This window comes from Pseudomonas sp. R15(2017) (assembly GCF_002112685.1).
Lineage (GTDB): Bacteria > Pseudomonadota > Gammaproteobacteria > Pseudomonadales > Pseudomonadaceae > Aquipseudomonas > Aquipseudomonas glycinae.
This window is the reverse complement of record NZ_NEII01000008.1, coordinates 315,630-335,942: the sequence shown is the minus strand read 5'-3', so window position 1 is coordinate 335,942 and position 20,313 is coordinate 315,630. Positions and strand designations below refer to the sequence as shown.

The 20,313-nt window shown below is 58.9% G+C and carries 21 protein-coding genes; 13 read left to right on the top strand and 8 right to left on the bottom strand.

The annotated features are described in order from the left end of the window. Positions 1–64 precede the first annotated feature (64 nt). From acs to CAF77_RS18460, 4 genes are all read left to right on the top strand, one after another. The gene (gene acs, locus CAF77_RS18475) at positions 65–2,002 is read left to right on the top strand and encodes an acetate--CoA ligase (protein WP_085655065.1); all 1,938 of its coding nucleotides are present in this window, start codon (positions 65–67) and stop codon (positions 2,000–2,002) included. Positions 2,003–2,102: 100 nt separating this feature from the next. After that, positions 2,103–3,119 carry a class I SAM-dependent rRNA methyltransferase gene (locus CAF77_RS18470; protein ID WP_064382073.1) on the top strand — a complete coding sequence of 339 codons (1,017 nt, stop codon included), beginning with the start codon at positions 2,103–2,105 and terminating at the stop codon, positions 3,117–3,119. A 109-nt stretch (positions 3,120–3,228) separates the two neighbouring features. Continuing rightward, the gene (locus tag CAF77_RS18465; protein ID WP_085655062.1) at positions 3,229–6,180 is read left to right on the top strand and encodes a DUF748 domain-containing protein; all 2,952 of its coding nucleotides are present in this window, start codon (positions 3,229–3,231) and stop codon (positions 6,178–6,180) included. Next, a complete protein-coding gene (locus tag CAF77_RS18460; protein WP_085655060.1) occupies positions 6,180–6,476 on the top strand; it encodes a DUF2845 domain-containing protein in 297 nt (98 codons plus the stop codon). Before CAF77_RS18465 ends, CAF77_RS18460 begins: the two co-directional genes overlap by 1 nt. 166 nt (positions 6,477–6,642) lie before the next feature. On the opposite strand, the gene CAF77_RS18455 is transcribed toward CAF77_RS18460, so the two are convergent. Both CAF77_RS18455 and CAF77_RS18450 read right to left on the bottom strand, forming a co-directional pair. Further along, the gene (locus CAF77_RS18455) at positions 6,643–6,999 is read right to left on the bottom strand and encodes a BON domain-containing protein (RefSeq protein ID WP_011335977.1); all 357 of its coding nucleotides are present in this window, start codon (positions 6,997–6,999) and stop codon (positions 6,643–6,645) included. Positions 7,000–7,297: 298 nt separating this feature from the next. Further along, the gene (locus CAF77_RS18450) at positions 7,298–7,735 is read right to left on the bottom strand and encodes a pilin (protein WP_064382076.1); all 438 of its coding nucleotides are present in this window, start codon (positions 7,733–7,735) and stop codon (positions 7,298–7,300) included. Positions 7,736–7,961: 226 nt separating this feature from the next. Between CAF77_RS18450 and pilB the strand changes: the two genes are divergently transcribed. Genes pilB through yacG form a run of 5 tightly spaced genes read left to right on the top strand, consistent with a single transcriptional unit; the run spans position 7,962 to position 12,573 of the window. Next, on the top strand, positions 7,962–9,662 hold the full coding sequence (gene pilB / locus CAF77_RS18445) for a type IV-A pilus assembly ATPase PilB (protein ID WP_085655057.1): 1,701 nt from the start codon (positions 7,962–7,964) through the stop codon (positions 9,660–9,662). 2 nt (positions 9,663–9,664) lie between these two features. Continuing rightward, complete coding sequence (locus tag CAF77_RS18440; RefSeq protein WP_064382078.1) at positions 9,665–10,882, top strand: type II secretion system F family protein; 1,218 nt, start codon at positions 9,665–9,667, stop codon at positions 10,880–10,882. Position 10,883: 1 nt separating this feature from the next. Continuing rightward, positions 10,884–11,756, top strand: coding sequence for an A24 family peptidase (locus CAF77_RS18435; RefSeq protein ID WP_064382079.1), 873 nt, complete (start codon positions 10,884–10,886; stop codon positions 11,754–11,756). Then, positions 11,753–12,376, top strand: a complete 624-nt coding sequence (gene coaE / locus CAF77_RS18430; protein ID WP_064382080.1) for a dephospho-CoA kinase — start codon at positions 11,753–11,755, stop codon at positions 12,374–12,376. Before CAF77_RS18435 ends, coaE begins: the two co-directional genes overlap by 4 nt. Then, on the top strand, positions 12,373–12,573 hold the full coding sequence (gene yacG / locus CAF77_RS18425; protein WP_011335983.1) for a DNA gyrase inhibitor YacG: 201 nt from the start codon (positions 12,373–12,375) through the stop codon (positions 12,571–12,573). Before coaE ends, yacG begins: the two co-directional genes overlap by 4 nt. A 6-nt stretch (positions 12,574–12,579) precedes the next feature. Here the strand turns inward: yacG and CAF77_RS18420 are convergent, their stop codons facing one another. The 3 genes from CAF77_RS18420 to CAF77_RS18410 all read right to left on the bottom strand — a co-directional run bounded on the left by CAF77_RS18420 (position 12,580) and on the right by CAF77_RS18410 (position 14,014). After that, positions 12,580–12,795, bottom strand: a complete 216-nt coding sequence (locus tag CAF77_RS18420) for a hypothetical protein (RefSeq protein ID WP_064382081.1) — start codon at positions 12,793–12,795, stop codon at positions 12,580–12,582. A 65-nt stretch (positions 12,796–12,860) separates the two neighbouring features. Next, the gene (locus CAF77_RS18415) at positions 12,861–13,550 is read right to left on the bottom strand and encodes an energy-coupling factor ABC transporter permease (protein ID WP_085655056.1); all 690 of its coding nucleotides are present in this window, start codon (positions 13,548–13,550) and stop codon (positions 12,861–12,863) included. Next, positions 13,547–14,014, bottom strand: a complete 468-nt coding sequence (locus tag CAF77_RS18410; RefSeq protein WP_064382083.1) for a hypothetical protein — start codon at positions 14,012–14,014, stop codon at positions 13,547–13,549. Before CAF77_RS18410 ends, CAF77_RS18415 begins: the two co-directional genes overlap by 4 nt. 130 nt (positions 14,015–14,144) lie before the next feature. Here CAF77_RS18410 and CAF77_RS18405 point away from each other — a divergent pair, with 130 nt between their 5' ends. From CAF77_RS18405 to CAF77_RS18390, 4 genes are all read left to right on the top strand, one after another. Further along, entirely contained in the window at positions 14,145–14,771 is a 627-nt protein-coding gene (locus CAF77_RS18405) for a DUF1780 domain-containing protein (RefSeq protein ID WP_007959580.1), read from the top strand. Beyond that, on the top strand, positions 14,768–15,295 hold the full coding sequence (locus CAF77_RS18400; protein WP_085655054.1) for an MOSC domain-containing protein: 528 nt from the start codon (positions 14,768–14,770) through the stop codon (positions 15,293–15,295). Before CAF77_RS18405 ends, CAF77_RS18400 begins: the two co-directional genes overlap by 4 nt. A gap of 51 nt (positions 15,296–15,346) precedes the next feature. Then, entirely contained in the window at positions 15,347–15,520 is a 174-nt protein-coding gene (locus CAF77_RS18395) for a DUF3094 family protein (protein ID WP_003228304.1), read from the top strand. 63 nt (positions 15,521–15,583) lie between these two features. Continuing rightward, on the top strand, positions 15,584–16,882 hold the full coding sequence (locus CAF77_RS18390; protein WP_064382085.1) for an NAD(P)/FAD-dependent oxidoreductase: 1,299 nt from the start codon (positions 15,584–15,586) through the stop codon (positions 16,880–16,882). A 65-nt stretch (positions 16,883–16,947) separates the two neighbouring features. Here CAF77_RS18390 and CAF77_RS18385 read toward each other — a convergent pair whose 3' ends face one another. From CAF77_RS18385 to CAF77_RS18375, 3 genes are read right to left on the bottom strand one after another with little or no spacing between them, the layout of a single operon-like run. Next, on the bottom strand, positions 16,948–17,931 hold the full coding sequence (locus CAF77_RS18385; protein ID WP_064382086.1) for a hypothetical protein: 984 nt from the start codon (positions 17,929–17,931) through the stop codon (positions 16,948–16,950). A 48-nt stretch (positions 17,932–17,979) separates the two neighbouring features. After that, complete coding sequence (locus CAF77_RS18380; protein ID WP_139831609.1) at positions 17,980–19,017, bottom strand: hypothetical protein; 1,038 nt, start codon at positions 19,015–19,017, stop codon at positions 17,980–17,982. Positions 19,018–19,045: 28 nt separating this feature from the next. Further along, on the bottom strand, positions 19,046–19,627 hold the full coding sequence (locus tag CAF77_RS18375; RefSeq protein ID WP_064382088.1) for a hypothetical protein: 582 nt from the start codon (positions 19,625–19,627) through the stop codon (positions 19,046–19,048). Positions 19,628–20,313 lie beyond the last annotated feature (686 nt).

Sequence of the window (20,313 nt, the reverse complement as noted above, 5' to 3'; positions counted from 1 at the left end):
ATTGAACCCTCCACGCTCTCGGCGCATCTTTATCCTTGTCGCACAACAAGAATAAGGAACCGTCATGTTCGATATCAGCACGTTCCCCAAAGCCGATGCCGTCCGCCGGGCTGCACAGTTGAGTCAGGACGACTACCAGCGCCTGTACCGCGAATCCATTGAACACCCCAGCACCTTCTGGGCCGAACAGGCCACCCGCTTCCTCGACTGGAGCACACCGTGGCAGACCGTCCAGCGCTATGACCTGAAGACCGGCGAAGCCGCCTGGTTCGCCGGTGGCAAGCTGAACGTCAGCTACAACTGCATTGACCGTCATCTGGAAAAGCGTGGCGATCAGACCGCCATCCTCTGGGAAGGCGACGACCCCGCCGAATCGACACAAATCACCTACAGCAAACTCCATCACCACGTCTGCCGCCTGGCCAACGTGCTGAAAAGCCGTGGCGTAAAGAAAGGCGACCGGGTTTGCATCTACATGCCGATGATCCCCGAAGCCGCCTACGCGATGCTCGCCTGCGCGCGGATCGGCGCGATTCATTCGGTGGTGTTTGGCGGGTTCTCCCCGGACTCATTGCGCGACCGCATTCTCGACGCCGACTGCCGCACTGTGATCACCGCCGACGAGGGCGTGCGCGGTGGCAAATTCGTGCCGCTGAAACAGAACGTCGACAAGGCTCTGCAGAGTTGCCCGAATGTCAGCACCGTCGTGGTGGTCGAGCGCACCCACAACAAAGTCGACTGGGTCGAAGGCCGCGACCTCTGGTATCACCAGGCCGTGCGCGACGTCAGTAACGATTGCCCGCCGGAACCGATGGACGCCGAAGACCCGCTGTTCATCCTCTACACCTCCGGCAGCACCGGCAAACCCAAGGGCGTGCTGCACACCACCGGCGGTTACCTGCTGCAAGCGGCGATGACCTTCAAGTACGTCCTCGACTACCGCGATGGCGAAGTGTTCTGGTGCACCGCCGACGTCGGCTGGGTCACCGGCCACAGCTATATCGTCTACGGCCCACTGGCCAACGGCGCGACCACCCTGATCTTCGAAGGCGTGCCGAGCTACCCGAGCACTTCGCGGTTCTGGCAGGTGATCGACAAACACAAGGTCAACATCTTCTACACCGCCCCCACTGCCCTGCGCGCGTTGATGCGTGAAGGCGCCGGGCCGTTGCAGGAAACGTCGCGGCAAAGCCTCAGATTGCTCGGCAGTGTCGGTGAGCCGATCAACCCGGAAGCGTGGGAATGGTATTTCAACGTCGTAGGCGAACAGCGTTGCCCGATTGTCGATACGTGGTGGCAGACCGAAACCGGCGGCATCATGCTCAGCCCGCTGGTCAGCGCCCAGCGAATCAAACCGGGCTGCGCCACCCAACCGATGTTCGGCGTACAACCGGTGCTGCTCGATGAGCACGGCAAGGAAATCAAGGGCGCCGGCAGTGGCGTGCTGGCGATCAAGTCGAGCTGGCCGGCGCAGATCCGCAGCGTCTACGGCGATCCGCAGCGCATGGTCGACACCTACTTCAAGCCCTACCCCGGTTACTACTTCACCGGCGACGGCGCCCGCAGGGACGAGGACGGCGATTACTGGATCACCGGGCGCATCGATGACGTGATCAATGTCTCCGGCCATCGCATCGGCACCGCCGAGGTGGAGAGCGCGCTGGTGCTGCACGACAGCATCGCCGAGGCCGCCGTGGTCGGTTATCCCCATGACGTCAAAGGTCAGGGGATTTATGCGTTCGTCACACCGATGAACGGCACCGAGCCCAACGATGAACTGAAGAAAGAATTGCTGGCCCACGTCAGCAAGGAAATCGGCAGCTTCGCCAAACCGGACCTGATTCAGTGGGCCCCGGCACTGCCGAAGACCCGCTCGGGCAAGATCATGCGGCGGATCCTGCGCAAGATCGCCTGCAACGAGCTCGACAGCCTCGGCGACACCTCAACCCTGGCGGATCCGAGCGTGGTACAGGGCTTGATCGATAAACGCTTGAACCAATAGGAGCAGCGGCAAGCGGCGAGCCTCAAGTTTGAAGCTCGCCGCTTGCCGCCAAGTTGCTGCTAAACTCCCGCGCCCCGATTCCCTCCAGCAAGGCGCCCGCATGTCTTCCTTGAACCTGGCGCTGCGCGCCGCCCTCGATCAACGCCAGGATCTGCTCGCCGAGCTGCACAGTCAGGGCACCGACTGCTATCGGCTGTTCCACGGCAGCCAGGAAGGTGCCGGCGGCCTGACCATCGACCGCTACGGCCCGCAACTGATGGTGCAAAGCTTCCACCAGACCCTGGCGCGTGAAGACCTGCTGCAACTGCACACCATGGTCAACCAGACTCTTGGTCTGGAAACCCTGCTGGTCTACAACGACCGCTCCCGTGGCAACTCGCGAATCGACCGTGAAGACAGCGTCTACCGCGCCGACGACGCCGCGCTGGCCGATCTGGTCGGCCACGAATGGGGCCTGAACTATCGCGTGCGCGGACGTCACGCCGGGCAGGATCCGCTGCTGTTCCTCGACCTGCGCAACACCCGCGGCTGGGTCAAGGATCACGCCAAGGGTAAAAGTGTGCTCAATCTGTTCGCTTATACCTGTGGGGTCGGTCTCAGCGCAGCGGCCGGCGGTGCGCGCGAGGTGTGCAACCTGGATTTCGCCGAGGGCAATCTGGCGGTGGGGCGCGAGAACGGTCAGCTCAATCCGCAACTGCCGACCATGGAGTTCATCCAGTCCGACTATTTCCCGGCGATCCGCCAACTGGCCGGCCTGCCGATCAGCCAGCGTCGCGGGCAGAAATTGCCGAGCTATCAGCGCCTCGAACAGCGCCAGTACGATCTGGTGCTGCTCGACCCACCCGCATGGGCCAAGAGCGCCTTCGGCACCGTTGACCTGCTGCGTGATTATCAAAGCCTGCTCAAGCCTGCCCTGCTGACCACCGCCGAGAATGGCGTGCTGATTTGCTGCAACAATCTGGCGAAAGTCAGCATGGACGACTGGCGCGAGCAGGTGCTGCGCTGCGCCGAAAAAGCCGGGCGACCGGTGCGAGAATGGAGCGTGATGACCCCGGGTCGGGACTTCCCGTCGCTGGATCAGCAGCCACCGCTGAAGACCCTGATCCTCCAGCTTTAAAAGCAATGCAGGAAATTTCCCACGGAAAAATCTGAACAATCCTGAGCACCGGCATTTGCTTCGGAACCGGAATCGCGTGCCATACTCCAAGGCACTCCGATTCAGACAGATGAAGCCGCACATGCCCAAAGGATTGATTCGCGCGATTGGCGCCCTGTTGACTGCTCTGGCCCTCTACAGCCTGCTGGGGTTTCTGATTCTGCCGGGCATTGCGCTCAGGGTGGTGAATCAGCAACTGGCCAACTACGCCACGGTGCCGGCGCATCTGCAGCGCATCGAACTCAACCCGTTCAGCCTTGAACTCACGCTGTGGGGCCTGGTGATCGGTGAGCCGGGCAAGGAACAGGTAGGCTTCGAACGGTTGTACGCCAACCTGCAACTCGACAGCCTGTGGACCAAAGCCCTGCATCTGTCCGACATCGAACTGGAAAAATCCAGGACCGAGATCCTGTTCGCCAAAGACGGTCAGCTCAACCTGCTCGGTTTGTTCAAGCTCCCGGCCAGCGAGCCCACCCCGGCCGATCCCGACGCCAAACCGTTTCCGCTGCGCATCGACCGCATCCAGCTGGCTGGCGGCAACTTGCATTTTGTGGATGCGCGGCCCAGCGAGCCGATCGAATTTCTCTACGACAAGCTCGACTTCGAGCTGAAAAACCTCAGCACCCTGCCCGAAGACAACGCCGACATGACCCTCGTCGCGATAGGCCCGGCCGGTGGGCAGATCGACTGGAAAGGCAACTTCAGCCTGATCCCGATCGCTTCCGAAGGCACGCTCAAGATCACCGACGGCCAGATGAAAGCCTTCTGGCCCTACGTGCGTGATGCCGTGCCACTGGTGCTGGAAAACGGGGTCGTCAGCCTGAGCACCGACTACAAGCTCAACCTGTCCAAGGAAACCGAACTGCTGCTGAGCAATGTGGCGGTCAATATCGCGCCGTTCGCCATCAAGGCACCGGACGGACGCCCGCTGGCGAAACTCGAACGTCTCGACGTCAGCGACACCACGGTGGACCTGGCCAAGCAGCAAGTGGTGGTCGGCAAGATCCGCAGTCAGAAACTGGAAACCTGGGCGGCGCTGGAAGCGGACGGCCAACTGGACTGGCAAAAACTGTTCGCCAGCCAGCCATCGAAACCCGCTGCCAAAGCTGCAGCGGAGCCGAAAAGCACCCCGGCGGCCGCCGACTCGCCGAAACCCGAGCCGACCGCGCCGAGCAAGCCGTGGCAAGTGCTGGTCAAGGACGTGCAACTGCGTGACTACAAAGTGCATCTGGCCGACCGCTCGGCGAAGCCGGAAGTCACGCTGGATGTCACGCCGCTGAACGTCGATCTGCAGAATTTCGACAGCCTCAACGGCTCGCCCTTCAACCTCAGGCTCGACACCGGGCTGGGCAAGCAAGGCAAGATCAGCGCCGATGGCGTGGTCAACCTGGCCCCGGTCACCGCACAACTCAACGTGAAAACCCAGGACATCGACCTGCGGGTCGCACAGTCCTACATCAACCCGTTCATTCGCCTCGAGCTGCGCAGCGGCATGCTCGGCAGCGACCTCAAAGTGAACCTGAAAAGCACTGACCCGCTGGCCCTCAGCGTCACCGGTCGTGCTCAGATCGATCAGTTGCACACCCTCGACACCCTGAAAACCCGCGACTTCCTCAAGTGGCAGCAAGTGGTGGTCGAAGGCCTGAACTATCAGCACGGCGACAGCCTGTCGATCGACAGGGTCAACCTGTTCCAGCCGTATGCACGGTTCATGATCAACGATGACCGCACCACCAACATCGACGACCTGCTGATCCCGCAGCCGGCCGATTCCGGGGCGAAGACCGCCGCGGCGAAACCGGCGAGCAATGACAAACCGCTGGGCATTCACATCGGTGGCATCGCGATCAACGACGGCTCGGCCAACTTCGCCGACTTCAGCCTGACCCCGAACTTCGCCACCGCCGTTCAGCAGCTCAACGGCCAGATCGGTACCATCGACAGCCGTCAGGCGAAACCGGCCAGTGTCGACATCAAGGGCAAGGTCGACCGCTATGCGCCAGTGACCATCAAGGGCGCGGTCAACCCGTTCGACCCGATGGCCAGCCTCGATATTGCTACCAGCTTCAAACGGGTAGAGCTGACCACCCTGACGCCCTACTCCGGCAAGTTCGCCGGCTACCGGATCCGCAAGGGCCGGCTCAACCTCGACCTGCATTACCTGATCACCAAAGGCCAGCTCAAGGCCGAGAACAAAGTGGTGGTCGAGCAGCTGCAACTGGGTGAGAAAGTCGACAGCCCGGATGCCGTGAGCCTGCCGCTGAAACTGGCGATCGCCCTGCTCAAGGACGTCGATGGCAAGATCTCCATCGAGCTGCCGGTCACCGGTGACCTGAACAATCCGCAATTCAGCGTCATGCCGATTGTCTGGCAGACCCTGCGCAACCTGATCGTCAAGGCCGCCGCCGCACCGTTCAAGCTGATTGGTGGTCTTGTCAGCGGTGGCGGCTCGGAAGACCTCGGCACCGTGTCCTTCGCACCGGGTTCCAGCGACCTGACCAAAGATGCCGAAGCGGCGCTGGTGAAACTGTCACAAGCGCTGAAGGAGCGTCCCGCCCTGCGCCTGGAAATCGAAGGCACGGCGGCAAAAAGCAGTGATGGCCCGTTGCTCGCCGAACAGCGCCTGGAACGTGAATACCAGTACAACTACTACAAGATGCTCCAGCGCCGCGGCGACAAGGTGCCGGCTCAGGCTTCGCTGATCCAGGTACCGGAAAACGAAAAAGGCCCGCTGCTTGAGGGCATCTATCGCACTCGCCTGAAAACCCAGCCACCGGCCGAATGGAAGGATCTGGGCAAGGAAGAGCGCACCGCGAAAATGCGCGCCGACGTGATCAAGTTCTGGAGTTCCAGCGATGTGCTGCTGCGCCAGCTCGGTCAGGACCGTGCCAGCAGCATCAAGGACTACCTGGTGGACAAGGGCCAATTGGCCGACGATCGCGTGTACTTCATCGACGCCAATCTCGGCGAAGCGGAGAGCGATGGCCGCGTGGTGACGCAAATGCATCTGGATGCCGAGTGATGAACTGCAAATGGCTGGCTGCACTGGGGCTGACGTTGATCGCCAGCCAGGCTGCAGCGTCCGATACCCTGCGTTGCGGCAGCCAGTTGGTGAGCCTAGGCGACCGTGCCAGCGAGGTGCTGCAAAAATGCGGCGAGCCGGTCAGTCGCGATCTGCTCGGTTACAAACGCAGCGCCAACCGTCGCGAAGAGTTTCAGGTCGAGGAATGGACCTACGGCCCGAGCAACGGCATGTATCAATACCTGCGCTTTGAAGGCAATCGCCTGAAGCAGATCAACAGCAAACGCGGCAACTGACCTCCGCGCTTTTTCCTCCTCTGAAATAGAACAGGCCCCGACACATGTGCCGGGGCCTGTAATGGCCACAATCCGTGTGGCCGTTCGCATGAACTCTAAAGTGCGGCAGACGTATTGCTCGGCCCGCCTGTCGCGTCTTCTCCCGGTCCAGGCGAGAAGTCTTGCCTTACTCGGCTTTCAGGCCGTCAGCGGAGACCGCTTTCACGCCTTTGATTTTCTTGGTGATGTTCACGGCGGTGGTTTTCTGAGCCTCGGTGATCGCTACGTCAGAGGACAGGGAAACCACACCTTTGTTGGTTTCGACTTTGATGTCGGTACCAGGAATGCCTTTTTCGGTTACCAGGTCGCTTTTGACTTTGGTAGTGATCCAGGTATCGGAAGTAGCTTCTTTAGCCTTGGTGACTTCACCGGCAGCCAGGGTCATTGGCGCCTGAGTGGTCTGAGTCGATTGAGCAAATGCACCGGAGGCCATGGTCAGGGTCAGCGCGGTAGCAGCAGCGGCAGTGATAGCGAACTTCTTCATACGAGTAACTCCTGTTTTTCTGGAAAGTCTGCTGGTTGTCTTGTCAGCAGGGTTACCGAGGTAATTGCGAACACTGTGCCAACTTTTTCGAATTAAAAATATCCTTTAAATTCAACAAGTTAACCAAAACAGAAATTTCCGGAATCATGCAATTTGCATGACATGGCCAATATTTACATGCAAGTTGCGGCTTTTCGGAAAGTTCCTAACACCCTGAAATTATTGAAGCTTTTGTGAAGTCTCGCGCCATAAAAAATGCCCCGCAAAGCAGGGCATCTCTTGCTGTATCGCTTGAGAATCAAGCGCCGCTGCCAGGGCAACCTCTCGGCGCGTATTCATTGTTGACCGTAGAAGCACATGTCCAGACACCCGACGTGGCACCGGTGGCCGCGCCAGAGCGGGTGAGCGTAATGGTTTTACCCAGCACCGGACCTGGTGCATTAACCAGCGTACATGTAATGGTGCCAGCGCCAGTCGCCGCGGTGCCTGTAACCGTCAACGTACAGTTGGAGGTGGCGGCTGTACCGCCATTCACATTGGTTATATCCGGAGCGGTACCTTGGTTGATGGTGTCCTCGAACGGCACCTTCATCGCACTGATCTCGGCCAACCCCGCCGTCACCTTCGACCGCGCCTGATACTTGGAATACTGGGGCAGCGCCACAGTGGCCAAAATACCGATGATCGCAACGACGATCAGCAGCTCGATCAGAGTGAAACCTTGTTGTTTGTTCATAGACACGCTCCATGCATGAGTCGGAATCTCATGATCTGGAAAGTACTCAGCACAGCCCGTGCCAAGCGCTTGCAGCCCCGGTCTGCCGGGCATCATCCGGACGCCGTGCCGTTTCCTACACCCCGTAGCCGCACTATCTGACACTTTTTGTCACCTGCACCCCGCGTGTTTGGCGCTGTCACTTGACTAGGCTATAAGTCATGAACGGCAAGCACGTGGAAACCCCATGAATGACATCGCTCTGAGCGGTCTGGCCAAACAACTGGTCCAGGCCGAATTGCTCACGGAAAAGAGTGCCCAGCAAGCCTGGCAACAGGCGCAGCGCAATCGCCTGTCGCTGGTCAGCTACCTGGTGCAGAACAAACTGGTGAAGAGCTGGCAGGTCGCCGAGATTGCCTCGGAGCATTTCGGCATGGCATTTCTCGACCTCAACTGTCTCGACAGGGAAACTCAGCCCAAGGGCCTGGTCAGCGAAAAACTGGTGCGCCAGCACCACGCCCTGCCCCTCTGGCGGCGCGGCAACAAACTGTTCGTGGGGATTTCCGACCCGAGCAATCATCAGGCGATCAATGACATCCAGTTCAGCACCGGGCTGAGCACCGAAGCCATTCTGGTCGAGGACGACAAGCTCACCGACGCCATCGAAAAATTCTTCGACACCCACGCCACCGGCCTGGAGGAAATGGCCGATGTCGACCTCGACGGGCTGGACATCGAGTCGGTCGACGACAGCAAACAGGACACGCTCGGCGGCATCGATGCCGACGATGCCCCGGTGGTGCGTTTTGTTCACAAGATGCTGCTGGACGCGATCAAGAGCGGCTCGTCCGACCTGCACTTCGAGCCTTACGAAAAAAACTACCGGGTGCGGGTGCGCACCGACGGCATTCTGCGGGAGGTGGCGAAGCCGCCGATTCAGCTCGCCGGGCGTATTGCCGCGCGGCTGAAGGTCATGGCCAGCCTCGACATTTCAGAACGACGCAAACCTCAGGACGGGCGGATCAAGATGCGTCTGTCGAAAAGCAAGTCGATCGATTTCCGGGTCAACACCCTGCCCACCCTCTGGGGCGAAAAAGTGGTGATTCGAATCCTCGACCCCTCCAGCGCCCAGATCGGCATTGATGCCCTCGGCTACGAGCCGGAGCAGAAAGACCTTTACATGGCCGCGCTCAAACAGCCGCAAGGCATGATTCTGGTGACCGGCCCCACCGGCTCGGGCAAGACCGTGTCGCTGTACACCGGGCTGAACATCCTCAATACCGTCGACATCAATATCTCCACCGCCGAAGACCCTGTGGAGATCAACATGGAAGGCATCAACCAGGTCAACGTCAATCCGCGCCAAGGGATGGACTTTGCCCAGGCCCTGCGCTCGTTCCTGCGTCAGGACCCGGACGTGATCATGGTCGGCGAGATCCGCGATCTCGAAACCGCCGAAATCGCGATCAAGGCCGCCCAGACCGGGCACCTAGTATTGTCCACCCTGCACACCAACAGCGCGGCGGAAACCCTCACTCGCCTGCACAACATGGGCATTCCCGGCTTCAACATTGCGACCTCGGTGAGCCTGATCATTGCCCAGCGTCTTGCGCGAAAACTCTGCAGCCATTGCAAGAAACCCATCGAGATCCCCCGCGAGACCCTGATCAAGGAAGGCTTCCCCGAGGAACGCATCGGCAGTTTCACGATCTATGAGCCCGCCGGTTGCGATCACTGCAACGGCGGGTACAAGGGTCGAGTGGGGATTTATGAAGTGGTGAAGAACACCCCCGAGCTGCAACGGCTGATCATGGCCGAGGGCAATTCATTGGAAATCGATGCCCGGATGCGTCGGGACGGATTCAACGACCTGCGTACCTCAGGTCTGATCAAGGCCATGCAAGGCATCACCAGCCTTGAAGAAATCAACCGGGTCACCAAGGACTGAACATGGCGGTCAAGGCAGCAAAAATCAGCGTCTACGCCTGGGAAGGCACGGACCGCAAAGGCAGCAAGGTGACCGGCGAGTTGAGCGGCCAGAACCCCGCGCTGGTCAAGGCCCAATTGCGCAAGCAGGGCATCAACCCCGGCAAGGTACGCAAGAAGTCCGCTTCGCTACTGAGCTTCGGCCAGCGCATCAAGGCCCAGGACATTGCTCTGTTCACCCGGCAGATGGCGACCATGATGAAGGCCGGCGTGCCGCTGTTGCAGTCGTTCGACATCATCGGCGAAGGCTTCGAAAACCCGGCCATGCGCAAACTGGTCGACGAGGTGAAACAGGAGGTCGCCGCCGGTAACAGTTTCGCCGCCGCGCTGCGCAAGAAGCCGCAATATTTCGACGAGCTGTACTGCAACCTAGTGGATGCCGGCGAGCAGTCCGGCGCCCTCGACACCCTGCTGGAGCGGGTTGCGACCTACAAGGAAAAGAGTGAAAGCCTCAAGGCCAAGATCAAGAAGGCCATGACCTACCCGACCGCCGTCGTGCTGGTGGCGGCGGTGGTCACAGGGATTCTGCTGGTCAAGGTAGTGCCGCAGTTCCAGGCGGTATTCTCCGGCTTCGGTGCCGAACTGCCGGCCTTCACCTTGATGGTCATCAGCCTGTCCGAATTCATGCAGCAATGGTGGTGGGCAATTCTCGGTTTGCTGGTGGCCGGTTTTTTCGGTACCCGCCATGCCCTGAAAAAATCCCAGGCCCTGCGCGACCGGCGCGACGCCTGGTTTCTCAAGCTGCCGCTGGTGGGCACATTGATGTACAAGTCCGCCGTGGCAAGGTTTGCCCGGACCTTATCCACCACCTTCGCAGCCGGCGTGCCGCTGGTGGAAGCGCTGGATTCGGTGGCCGGGGCCACCGGCAACGTGGTGTTCAAGCGCGCCGTGCTGCGTATCCGCCAGGACGTTTCCACCGGCATGCAGCTGAATTTCTCGATGCGCTCCACCGGCATCTTTCCGAACATGGCGGTGCAGATGACCGCCATCGGCGAAGAGTCCGGCGCGCTGGACGATATGCTCGACAAGGTCGCGGGGTTCTATGAGGACGAGGTGGACAACATGGTCGACAACCTCACCAGCCTGATGGAGCCGTTCATCATGGTGGTGCTTGGGGTGATCGTCGGCGGTCTGGTGGTGGCGATGTACCTGCCGATCTTCCAACTCGGCTCAGCGATCTGACATGCCTATCGACGAACTCTTCAGTCTCTATCCGCTGGCCTTTGTCTTCACCGCCCTCCTGCTGGGGCTGGTGGTGGGCAGTTTCCTCAACGTATTGATCTGGCGCCTGCCGAAAATGCTCGAGCGCGAATGGCGCCAGCAGGCTCACGATGTACTGGGCCTGCCCGGTGAATCGCCATTGCCCACCTACAACCTGATGCTGCCGCACTCGCAATGCCCGCACTGTGGCCACCGGATCCGCGCGTGGGAAAACATCCCGATGTTGAGTTACGTGTTCCTGCGCGGGCGCTGCTCAAGTTGCAGCGCCCCGATCAGCAAGCGCTACCCGCTCACCGAACTGGCCTGCGGCCTGCTCTCGGCATTCATTGCCTGGTACCTGGGTTTCGGCTGGCCGGCGTGCCTGCTGATCGTGCTGACTTGGGGCCTGTTGGCCATGAGCCTGATCGACACCGAGCATCAGTTACTGCCCGATGTATTGGTGCTGCCGCTGCTGTGGCTGGGGCTGATCGTCAACAGCTTCGAGCTGTTCGTATCGCTGCACGACGCACTGTGGGGCGCAGTGCTGGGCTATATGGCGCTGTGGACGGTGTTCTGGCTGTTCAAGCTGATCACTGGCAAGGACGGCATCGGTCACGGCGATTTCAAGCTGCTGGCGCTACTCGGGGCCTGGGGCGGCTGGCAGATTCTGCCGCTGACCATCCTGCTGTCTTCGCTGGTGGGCGCCGTGCTCGGGGTGATTTTGCTCAAGCTGCGCGACCAGAAAACCTCGACGCCGATCCCCTTCGGCCCGTATCTGGCAATTGCCGGCTGGATTGCCTTGCTCTGGGGTGGTCAAATAACCGGCTTCTATTGGCAGTTTGTCGGTTTGAAATGAATACCCCTGTGGAAAAACCCTGGATTCTCGGCCTGACCGGCGGCATCGGCAGCGGTAAAAGTGCCGCTGCCCAGCACTTCATCGATCTTGGTGTCCACGTGGTGGACGCCGATCACGCGGCGCGCTGGGTGGTCGAACCGGGCCGTCCGGCGCTGGCGAAGATCGCCGAACACTTCGGCCCCGGTGTGTTGCAGGCCGACGGCACGCTGGATCGTGCAGCCCTGCGCAAACTGATCTTTGAGGTGCCGGAGCAACGGCGCTGGCTCGAAGCCTTGTTGCATCCGTTGATCGCCGAAGAAATCGCCCATCACCTGGCGCTGGCAAAATCGCCGTATGCGATTCTGGTTTCGCCGCTGCTGATCGAATCCGGGCAATACGCGATGACCCAGCGAATTCTGGTAATCGACGCCCCGCAACAACTGCAGATCGAACGCACCTTGCAGCGTGACCAGACCAGCGAACAGCAGGTCCAGGCGATCCTCAAGGCCCAGTCCAGCCGCGAAGACCGCGTCAGCCGTGCCGACGACGTGGTGGTCAACGACCGCGACCTCGCCTGGCTGCACAGCGAGGTCGAGCGCCTGCATCACTTTTACCTGACTTTATCCGGAGGCCAATCATGAGCCAGACCCCAACCGTCAACTGCCCGACCTGCGGCGCGCCCGTGGAATTCACCCCGGAAAACAAATACCGTCCGTTCTGCTCGGACCGGTGCAAGCTGATCGACCTCGGCGCCTGGGCGTCGGAAGAACACAAGATTCCGGTGGCACCGGATGCCGAGGACGAACTGTTTTCCGGCGACTTCGACCCGCGTCACTGATCCCGTTCAGGGCCGCATGAAGCCGTAGTCCTGATCGTCGTCGAGGTTTTCCGCCAGAAAACGCAACTCGTCGGCCAGGTCTTCGGCGTTGCGCACCGTCTTGCTCTGCTGCACCACCGCACTGAGCAAGGCGCGCAGGCTCAGGCCCGGATCGAACCCCACCTCCTGCGCCATCTCCAGACTCTGCCGGGTTTCCTGCCTCGCCCACTCGTACACGCTCATGCCGCTGCTCCTGAAGGAATTTGGCCGAGCATGAAATGCCGCGCGCAGAGTGGATTTGATGTGGATCAAGACTTGGGATCGTCGTCCTTCCACGGCGCCGAAAGGTAGCGGGTGCGGTTGAAGGTCTCCAGCCATTCCGGGCAGAACACCACCAACGCGCTGACCACCATGCCGTTGATGAAGGCTTCGGGAAAAATCAGCAACCACAGGTAACCGATGAAATCTTCCAGCCATTCCGGCATGGCAAAGAGGCCGTCGTACCACAGCAACGTCAGGCTCAGCGTCAGGCAGAACAACGCCGACAGCGCCGCGGCGAAAAAGCCGGAACAGAAGATGTACACGAACGGATTGCGTGGCTGGGCGCGCTCGACCAGGATCGCCACGCATTCGGTGATCAGCACCGGCAACAGGATCAGCAAGGCACCGTTGACCCCGACGGCCACCAGATCCTGTCGCCCCAGCAGCACCAATCCAAGTTGCGCCGCCAGTCCGCCGACGATCGCCAGTGGCCAGTCCAGCAGCAGTGTCACCGCCGTCATGCCGATGAAGTGGTAAGACACGCCGGTATCGAAATCCCTTCGTACCAGCCACAGCAGAAACAACGCGAACACCGTGCCAAACAGCAAGTGCTGACGACGACTGTCACTGAACAACTCGACCCAAGGCGCGCGGCTAATCGCCCAAATCACCACTGGCAAGTAAACCAGCCACCCCAGTAGCAGGCTTGCGGACGACAGCAGCTCGGCGCCGATCATGGGCGCGCCTGCTCCAGCGCCTCACGTAGTTCAGCCGCCTGGGTGTATTCGTGCCGGGCCAGCAAACGCCCGTCCTTGAGCTGCAGCCAGAGCACCGCGCCTTCGGCCCCGGGGTAGCGCGAGGCCACGCGACTTTCGCGATCAAGCAACACTCGATAGCTGTAGTCACGCATCGCCGGAACGGCGAACATCTTCGCGATCAGCGCCGGCATGCGCTGGATATCGGCGACAAACACCGCATGCCGCGCCTCCAGATAGCCCTTGGGCTGATCGGCCATGGCTTGCTTGAACAGTTTCGCGCCGTCCATGTCGCGCGCCACCAACAGCGTCGTAGTGGAGTTATCGAGAGTGAACGGCTGATCGTACTGATCCAACAGCGTCCAGGGTACCAGCCGCTCGCCGATTTCCAGCGCATGGGCCCACAGCGGAACGACAGCGAACAACAACAGCCAGCGAAATTTCACATTCAGCCCCTTTCATTCGACGTTAATACACGGTGCCCTCAGTCTACACCGCCCCTCCCGACTGCCTACTGATGCACTTTGCCGCGCGAACGCTTTCTGCTTGTCGCAATTGAACGCTAAGCTTGGGCCTATGGATGACTCAGATTATTTACGCCTGCTGACCATCGCGGCCGAGCAAGCCAACGCCTTTCTGTCCAATGCCCGCAAATGGGAGCGTGAGCGTTGGGTCTGCCAGCGCCTGCTGCAAGGCTTGAACATTCCTTATCGCGCCGACGAATTCGCCCCGGCCGGTGAGCCGCCGGACGTGCTGTTTCGCGACGCCAATTTCGAGGTGTTTTTCGTCCTCGATGAAGGTCGTCGGCTGAACGACGAATGGCGCGATGAGCTGCAACGTCGGCGCAGTGCGTTTTCCCTCAGCCAACTGGTGCGCCGTGAAGCCAAGCCGCGGCGGATTCCGGCCAATGAATTTCTGCTGAGACTGGCGCCGACCTTGCGCAAGAAAGCGCACAACTACAAGGAACGCGGCATGGATCTCGGCGAGCTGGACATCATTGCCTTCGCCAGCCTCAAGCGCGAAGTGCTCGACCTCAACAGCCACTTTCCGCCGCCCACCGAATACCTGCGCCAGGGCTGGCGCTCGCTGTCGCTGGTCGGGCCGACGTTCGCGCGAGTGTTGTTCGCTCACCCCGACGCCCCGGATTTCCTGCGCGGCAATCTGGGCCGCAGCATCGTGTTCGATGTAGGGATCAGCCTGTGACGCCACTTCAACAATTGATTGCCGATGTTCCGCAGACCGGATGCGTGCGCTGGATTGGCGTGCGCCCCGAATCACGGGGGCCGATGCTCGCGCTCGACGCCGTGGAAGCGCGGCTTGAAGCCGGGCTCACCGGCGACCACGCGCGGCCCGGGGTACGCAATGCGCGGCAGGTGACGCTGATTCAGTGGGAACATCTGGCCGTGATCAGCGGCCTGATGGGCCGGTCGGCCGAACAACCGGTCACGCCTGAAGATCTGCGGCGCAATCTCGTTATAAGCGGGATCAACCTGTTCAGCCTCAAGGGTCGGCGCTTTCGCATTGGTCAGGCAATTTTCGAAACCACAGGCTGGTGCCAGCCATGTGCGCGCCTGCAAAACAACCTTGGCCCGGGCACGTTCCAGGCTGTGCGCGGGCATGGCGGAATCACCGCACGAGTGTTACAAAGCGGGATCATTCGCCTCGGGGACAGTGTGTCTGTCGAACCGGTCCCGGACAGTGGCTATGCTGCGTTCAATCCCGGTTGAAAACCGCTGTAGCGTGTTCTCATTCAGTAACGTCTACCTGACGAGGCCTTTATGACCAGCCGCCTGAACCCCGAAGACCAGAAGCATGTCGAAGAGTACCTGCAGTTGTCCCAACACCGTGTCGAGCGCCGGCCATTCCGGCCGTGGATGCTCCTGGTGCTGGTGCTGGCAGTGACCATTGGTCTGGGCCTGTTGAGCCGTTTAATCAGTTACCTGACGCTATGAGCCGCATCGCGCTCGCTCGGGTAGCCGTACCGATTTCCTTTCAAAACCTTGCGAGCTATCCCTATGTCCCATCGTATTGTCATTGTCGGCGGCGGCGCCGGCGGTCTGGAGTTGGCTACCCGTCTGGGTAAGACTCTGGGCAAGCGCGGCACCGCCAGCATCATGCTGGTCGACGCGAACCTCACGCACATCTGGAAACCGCTGCTGCACGAAGTGGCCGCCGGATCGCTGAACTCTTCCGAAGACGAGCTCAACTATGTCGCCCAGGCCAAATGGAACCACTTCGAGTTCCAGCTGGGGCGCATGAGCGGGCTCGATCGTGAGCAGAAGAAGATCCAGCTGGCCGCCACCTACGACGAAAACGGCGTAGAACTGGTCCCGGCGCGGGAAGTGCCCTACGACTCGCTGGTGATCGCGGTCGGCAGCACCACCAACGATTTCGGCACCCAAGGCGCCGCGCAGCACTGCCTGTTCCTCGACACCCGCAAACAGGCCGAGCGTTTCCACCAGCAACTGCTCAACCACTACCTGCGTGCTCACGCCGGGCAAACGGATGTTGTCCAGCAGATCAGCGTGGCCATTGTCGGCGCCGGCGCCACGGGCGTCGAACTGGCGGCCGAGCTGCACAACGCCGCTCATGAGCTGGCCGCCTACGGTCTGGACCGGATCAAACCGGAAAACATGCACATCACCCTGATCGAAGCCGGGCCACGGGTGCTGCCAGCACTGCCGGAGCGCATCAGTGGGCCGGTGCACAAGACCCTGGAGAAACTCGGGGTCAACGTGATGACCAACGCGTCGGTCAGCCAGGTCACCGCCGATAGCCTGATCACCGCCGATGGCAACGAGATCAAGGCCAGCCTGAAAGTCTGGGCCGCCGGGATCCGCGCGCCAGCGTTCCTCAAGGACATCGACGGGCTGGAAACCAACCGCATCAACCAGCTGCAAGTGCTGCCGACGCTGCAAACCACCCGCGATGAAAATATTTTCGCCTTCGGTGACTGCGCCGCGTGCCCGCAACCGGGTTCGGATCGCAACGTTCCACCACGGGCCCAGGCTGCGCACCAACAGGCGTCGCTGCTGGCCAAGTCGCTGAAATTGCGGATCGAAGGCAAGACCCTGCCGGAATACAAGTACACCGACTACGGCTCGCTGATTTCGCTGTCGCGTTTTTCGGCTGTGGGTAACTTGATGGGCAATCTGACCGGCAGCGTGATGCTCGAAGGCTGGCTGGCGCGGATGTTTTACGTGTCGCTGTACCGCATGCACCAGATGGCGCTTTATGGGCCGTTCCGCACGGCGATGCTGATGCTCGGCAGCAAGATCGGACGCGGCACCGAGCCGCGCCTGAAGCTGCACTGATGTAAAACACTTTGTGAAAGCGGCACATCACCGCTTTCACAAAGCATGCTGCACTCTTCCCATTCTCAAAACAGCACCAACTCACGTCTCCCCTGAGGCGAGGTATCCTTGAAACGTATCTGTAATCGGTGGTCATTGCCATAGACATCAACGGCACTCAACACGCAGGGCCCGTTATGATGGATAGCGCTTTCGCTGTGATAGGGAATGACATTGCTACCTTGCAATACCAGCATGACGTAATTTTGCTTGGGATTACTCACTTGCATGACCGGCTGAAAAACATTTCCCAGTTCAATGGCCGAGTTATATCGAAGGGTAGTTTCCCCCGGCTTTGAATACCCCACATGAGAGGCGCGCGTCACGCTTGGATCCTTGTCATCCCACTGGATCATTCCATCGGCCTCCATCGTCGCGGAATGGAAACCCACCACCTGCTGCTGTACGTTCGCACCGGCCAAAGCGTACAGCCAGGTGAAGATGTCTGAATTACCATCCCCGGCTATCAGCGTGCGTTCAAAGAGGTAGTTACCTGGCACCTGAAACTGCGGAATATCCGCAGTACGAACCTCCGCCGATACGTTGAAACCCGTTTCAGATCCATCGGTGACATAGTCATGGCTCTCTTGCCCCATATGTCGTGTGATTCCGACATACAGCTTTTCCATGCGTGACGCGTTTCCATCGGTCTTGCCTGCCGAAACATAAAACTTCCGCGAGTAGACCGATGACGGGTCAACAGGCACAGAAATACTCCTGGAGCCCGGATAATCGATATATCTATTGCGTTGATGGCTGAAGAACCACGATGAATTCAGCTCTTCACCCTCACGCAGAGGGGAGAACCGGCCCTGAGCGTCACGAACCAGAAGCCGGATGCTTGCCAACTCTTCAGGACTTATGGTTTGAGACGTCAATGGCTCAACGAGCACCATCACCTCCAACTGCTGACGCCCATTGGGATACACCAGGTTGGTGTTTGAACTGACGAAAACCGTCAAACTCACCAGCCAACTTGAAAGGGGTGGTTTGGGGGCGGAAGTATGCATACAGACTCCTTTTGATGACGTCTGATGAGAATCAGGTTCGATGGGTAGTCACGCACGCCAATCAGTCGTCAACTGGTAAACCCAAGGATTACGCTGGGGGCGATCCGATATTAATTCGACCGTGAACCTGAGAGGGTTCCCATAGACATCCATTGCGCTGTCGTAATGACTGATTTGCCGCTCTGGAAAAAAATCGATAATCCGGGCATACATCGCCACTGCCACCGCAATCGCGCCTGACCGAGGCTGGCGTATCGTCGCCAACGCCTGATTCAACGACTGACCCAGCTGATCCGTAGCAGGTATGTTTTTTTTCGCTACAGCACTTCCGGGATCGCCAAAGGCCGTTGCTTTGTTTTCATGCAACGATGAATCGGCGGTAGTTGAACCGGGGAGAATCGCAATGGGTATCGTCGAACCCGGATAGCGCAAAGTCATATAAGTATTCTGAACTTTGGCAGTAAACCCGTTAATCAACCCACTGAATACCTCTGTGGGATCGCTTACTAACAATCCTCCGTTAGCAACGGTATATCGCAGGGGCTGGACTGACTTCAAGCGAAAACTGCTGTTAAACCGCCCACCTTCCCCCGCTCCACCGTAAGGGACGTCTCGCTGATTACTGACATATTCGACACCCGACAACTTAACTTTCGCCGCAAACTGAATTACCGTGCCATCCGGGACATCGTCATAACTTACATATCGACGAAACTGCTGATAGCTTTGCGGCGAACTGACAGCTTCAGCTTCAGCTTCAATTCCATTATCAAACCCAGCAATATGGGGAATCATATTTTCAGGAAAAGGCAATACACCAGCAGGCGATGGATCGGCGTTACTCCTCCAACCAGCCTCTGATGACGTGTATTCAACTACATTTACGTTCAGATCATCTGCAATAGTGACCACTTCACCATTCGCGTTACGAGCCTGTAACGTAATCAATACTGCGCACTTTTGTACACCATTGGAAAAAACTCGAGCCTGCGCATTCTGTTGCCCCTGCGACGACTCAAGTTCTATTAGCAAGTAACTTAACCTGTCCGCCCCATTGACCTCTGAGGGTTCGGGTAAACTTTCCATGGCCAACACCTCTCGAACCGATATGTGCTCATTCACCTGAAAATTCAAGAGTGACTACATCATTCTGAGTAATCGCTCGCTCCCCTTCGCCTATTTGATCCTGCACCAACCTGAAATCGCACTTTCCTTCCGGCGGTTTATCTATCAGACGGATTTCCCAAGTGCCTCTGTCAGACACCATGCCACGGCCATAGACGGTTTGTCCGTCCTCAGACACCAAACGGATTTCGCTGTTTCTTATTCCACCAGTGCCTTTGACCCCTTCATGAAGGCTGATCCGAGTACCTGCAACCGGTGATTCGATTCTCGCGGGACGGTGCATCCAGACTCTGTGGGTGGGGCTGCGCCCGGCCTCACTGCTCTTCCAGATAATAATGTCAAATTTCACAAATTGATTGTCCGGAAAATCTTTCGTTATTCGAACATCCCACCAGCCATGGCCCGGTATCTCCATCTTCGTGCTGATAGAGTCTCCCTTGCCAGGAGTAGTGGCTCTAACATCGTAACGCGCATGCCCATCTCCGCTAACAACAAATTTCTGAAGAACCGCTTCATCTGTTTTCGGCCAAAAAATTCTCGGCGGCGTTGCCTGTGGATTATTTTTTTTCATAGGAAAATCCCTCTCAAACCCCTCAACAACCTTTCGAGCTTCACGCTACGCCAGTCAAAAAAAAATCATACCTGTAAGAAATAACAGTCCCGACGAATGGTAGCCTGCAGTTCACCCAAGAGATATTGACAACATTTAAATCGAACCTAGTCTCTCCACTGAATACTCATTGACAGCAACAACGATAAACACTGAACTAATCCAAACCTCAAGCATCGCCCGCCCTTCCGGCTTTAGCGATTCGGAGAAAACAATGAAAGCCTTTATCACAGTTTTCATTCTGTGTTGTTTGAGCGCCTGCGCGCACCCACTACCTTCCACTCTTACAACACCTACTGTCGTCCTATATGGGAGAGGAGGGATTGTTGATCTGAACTGTAGAATCTCATTAACTCCGGGAACCCATAAGCTTGGAATAACCAATAGCTGCAAACAAGACAATGACTTTCACTTCGTTATTGAGAACCCCAGAGAAGGAGTGAGCTTCACCTTCTTCGCCGACGAGGATTGCATCCGCAACCCTCCGGACAATCTCAACCTGGGAAATATCAAATACAGAATTGTCGATCCGATCCATGGGCAACCGACTGATATGACAGGGATTGATCAGGGTCGAGGTGTACCGCCTGGAACGGAGATAAATCCCGGCATCGTCCTCGTCGAGGGAAGCCTCGGGCTCCCCCCTG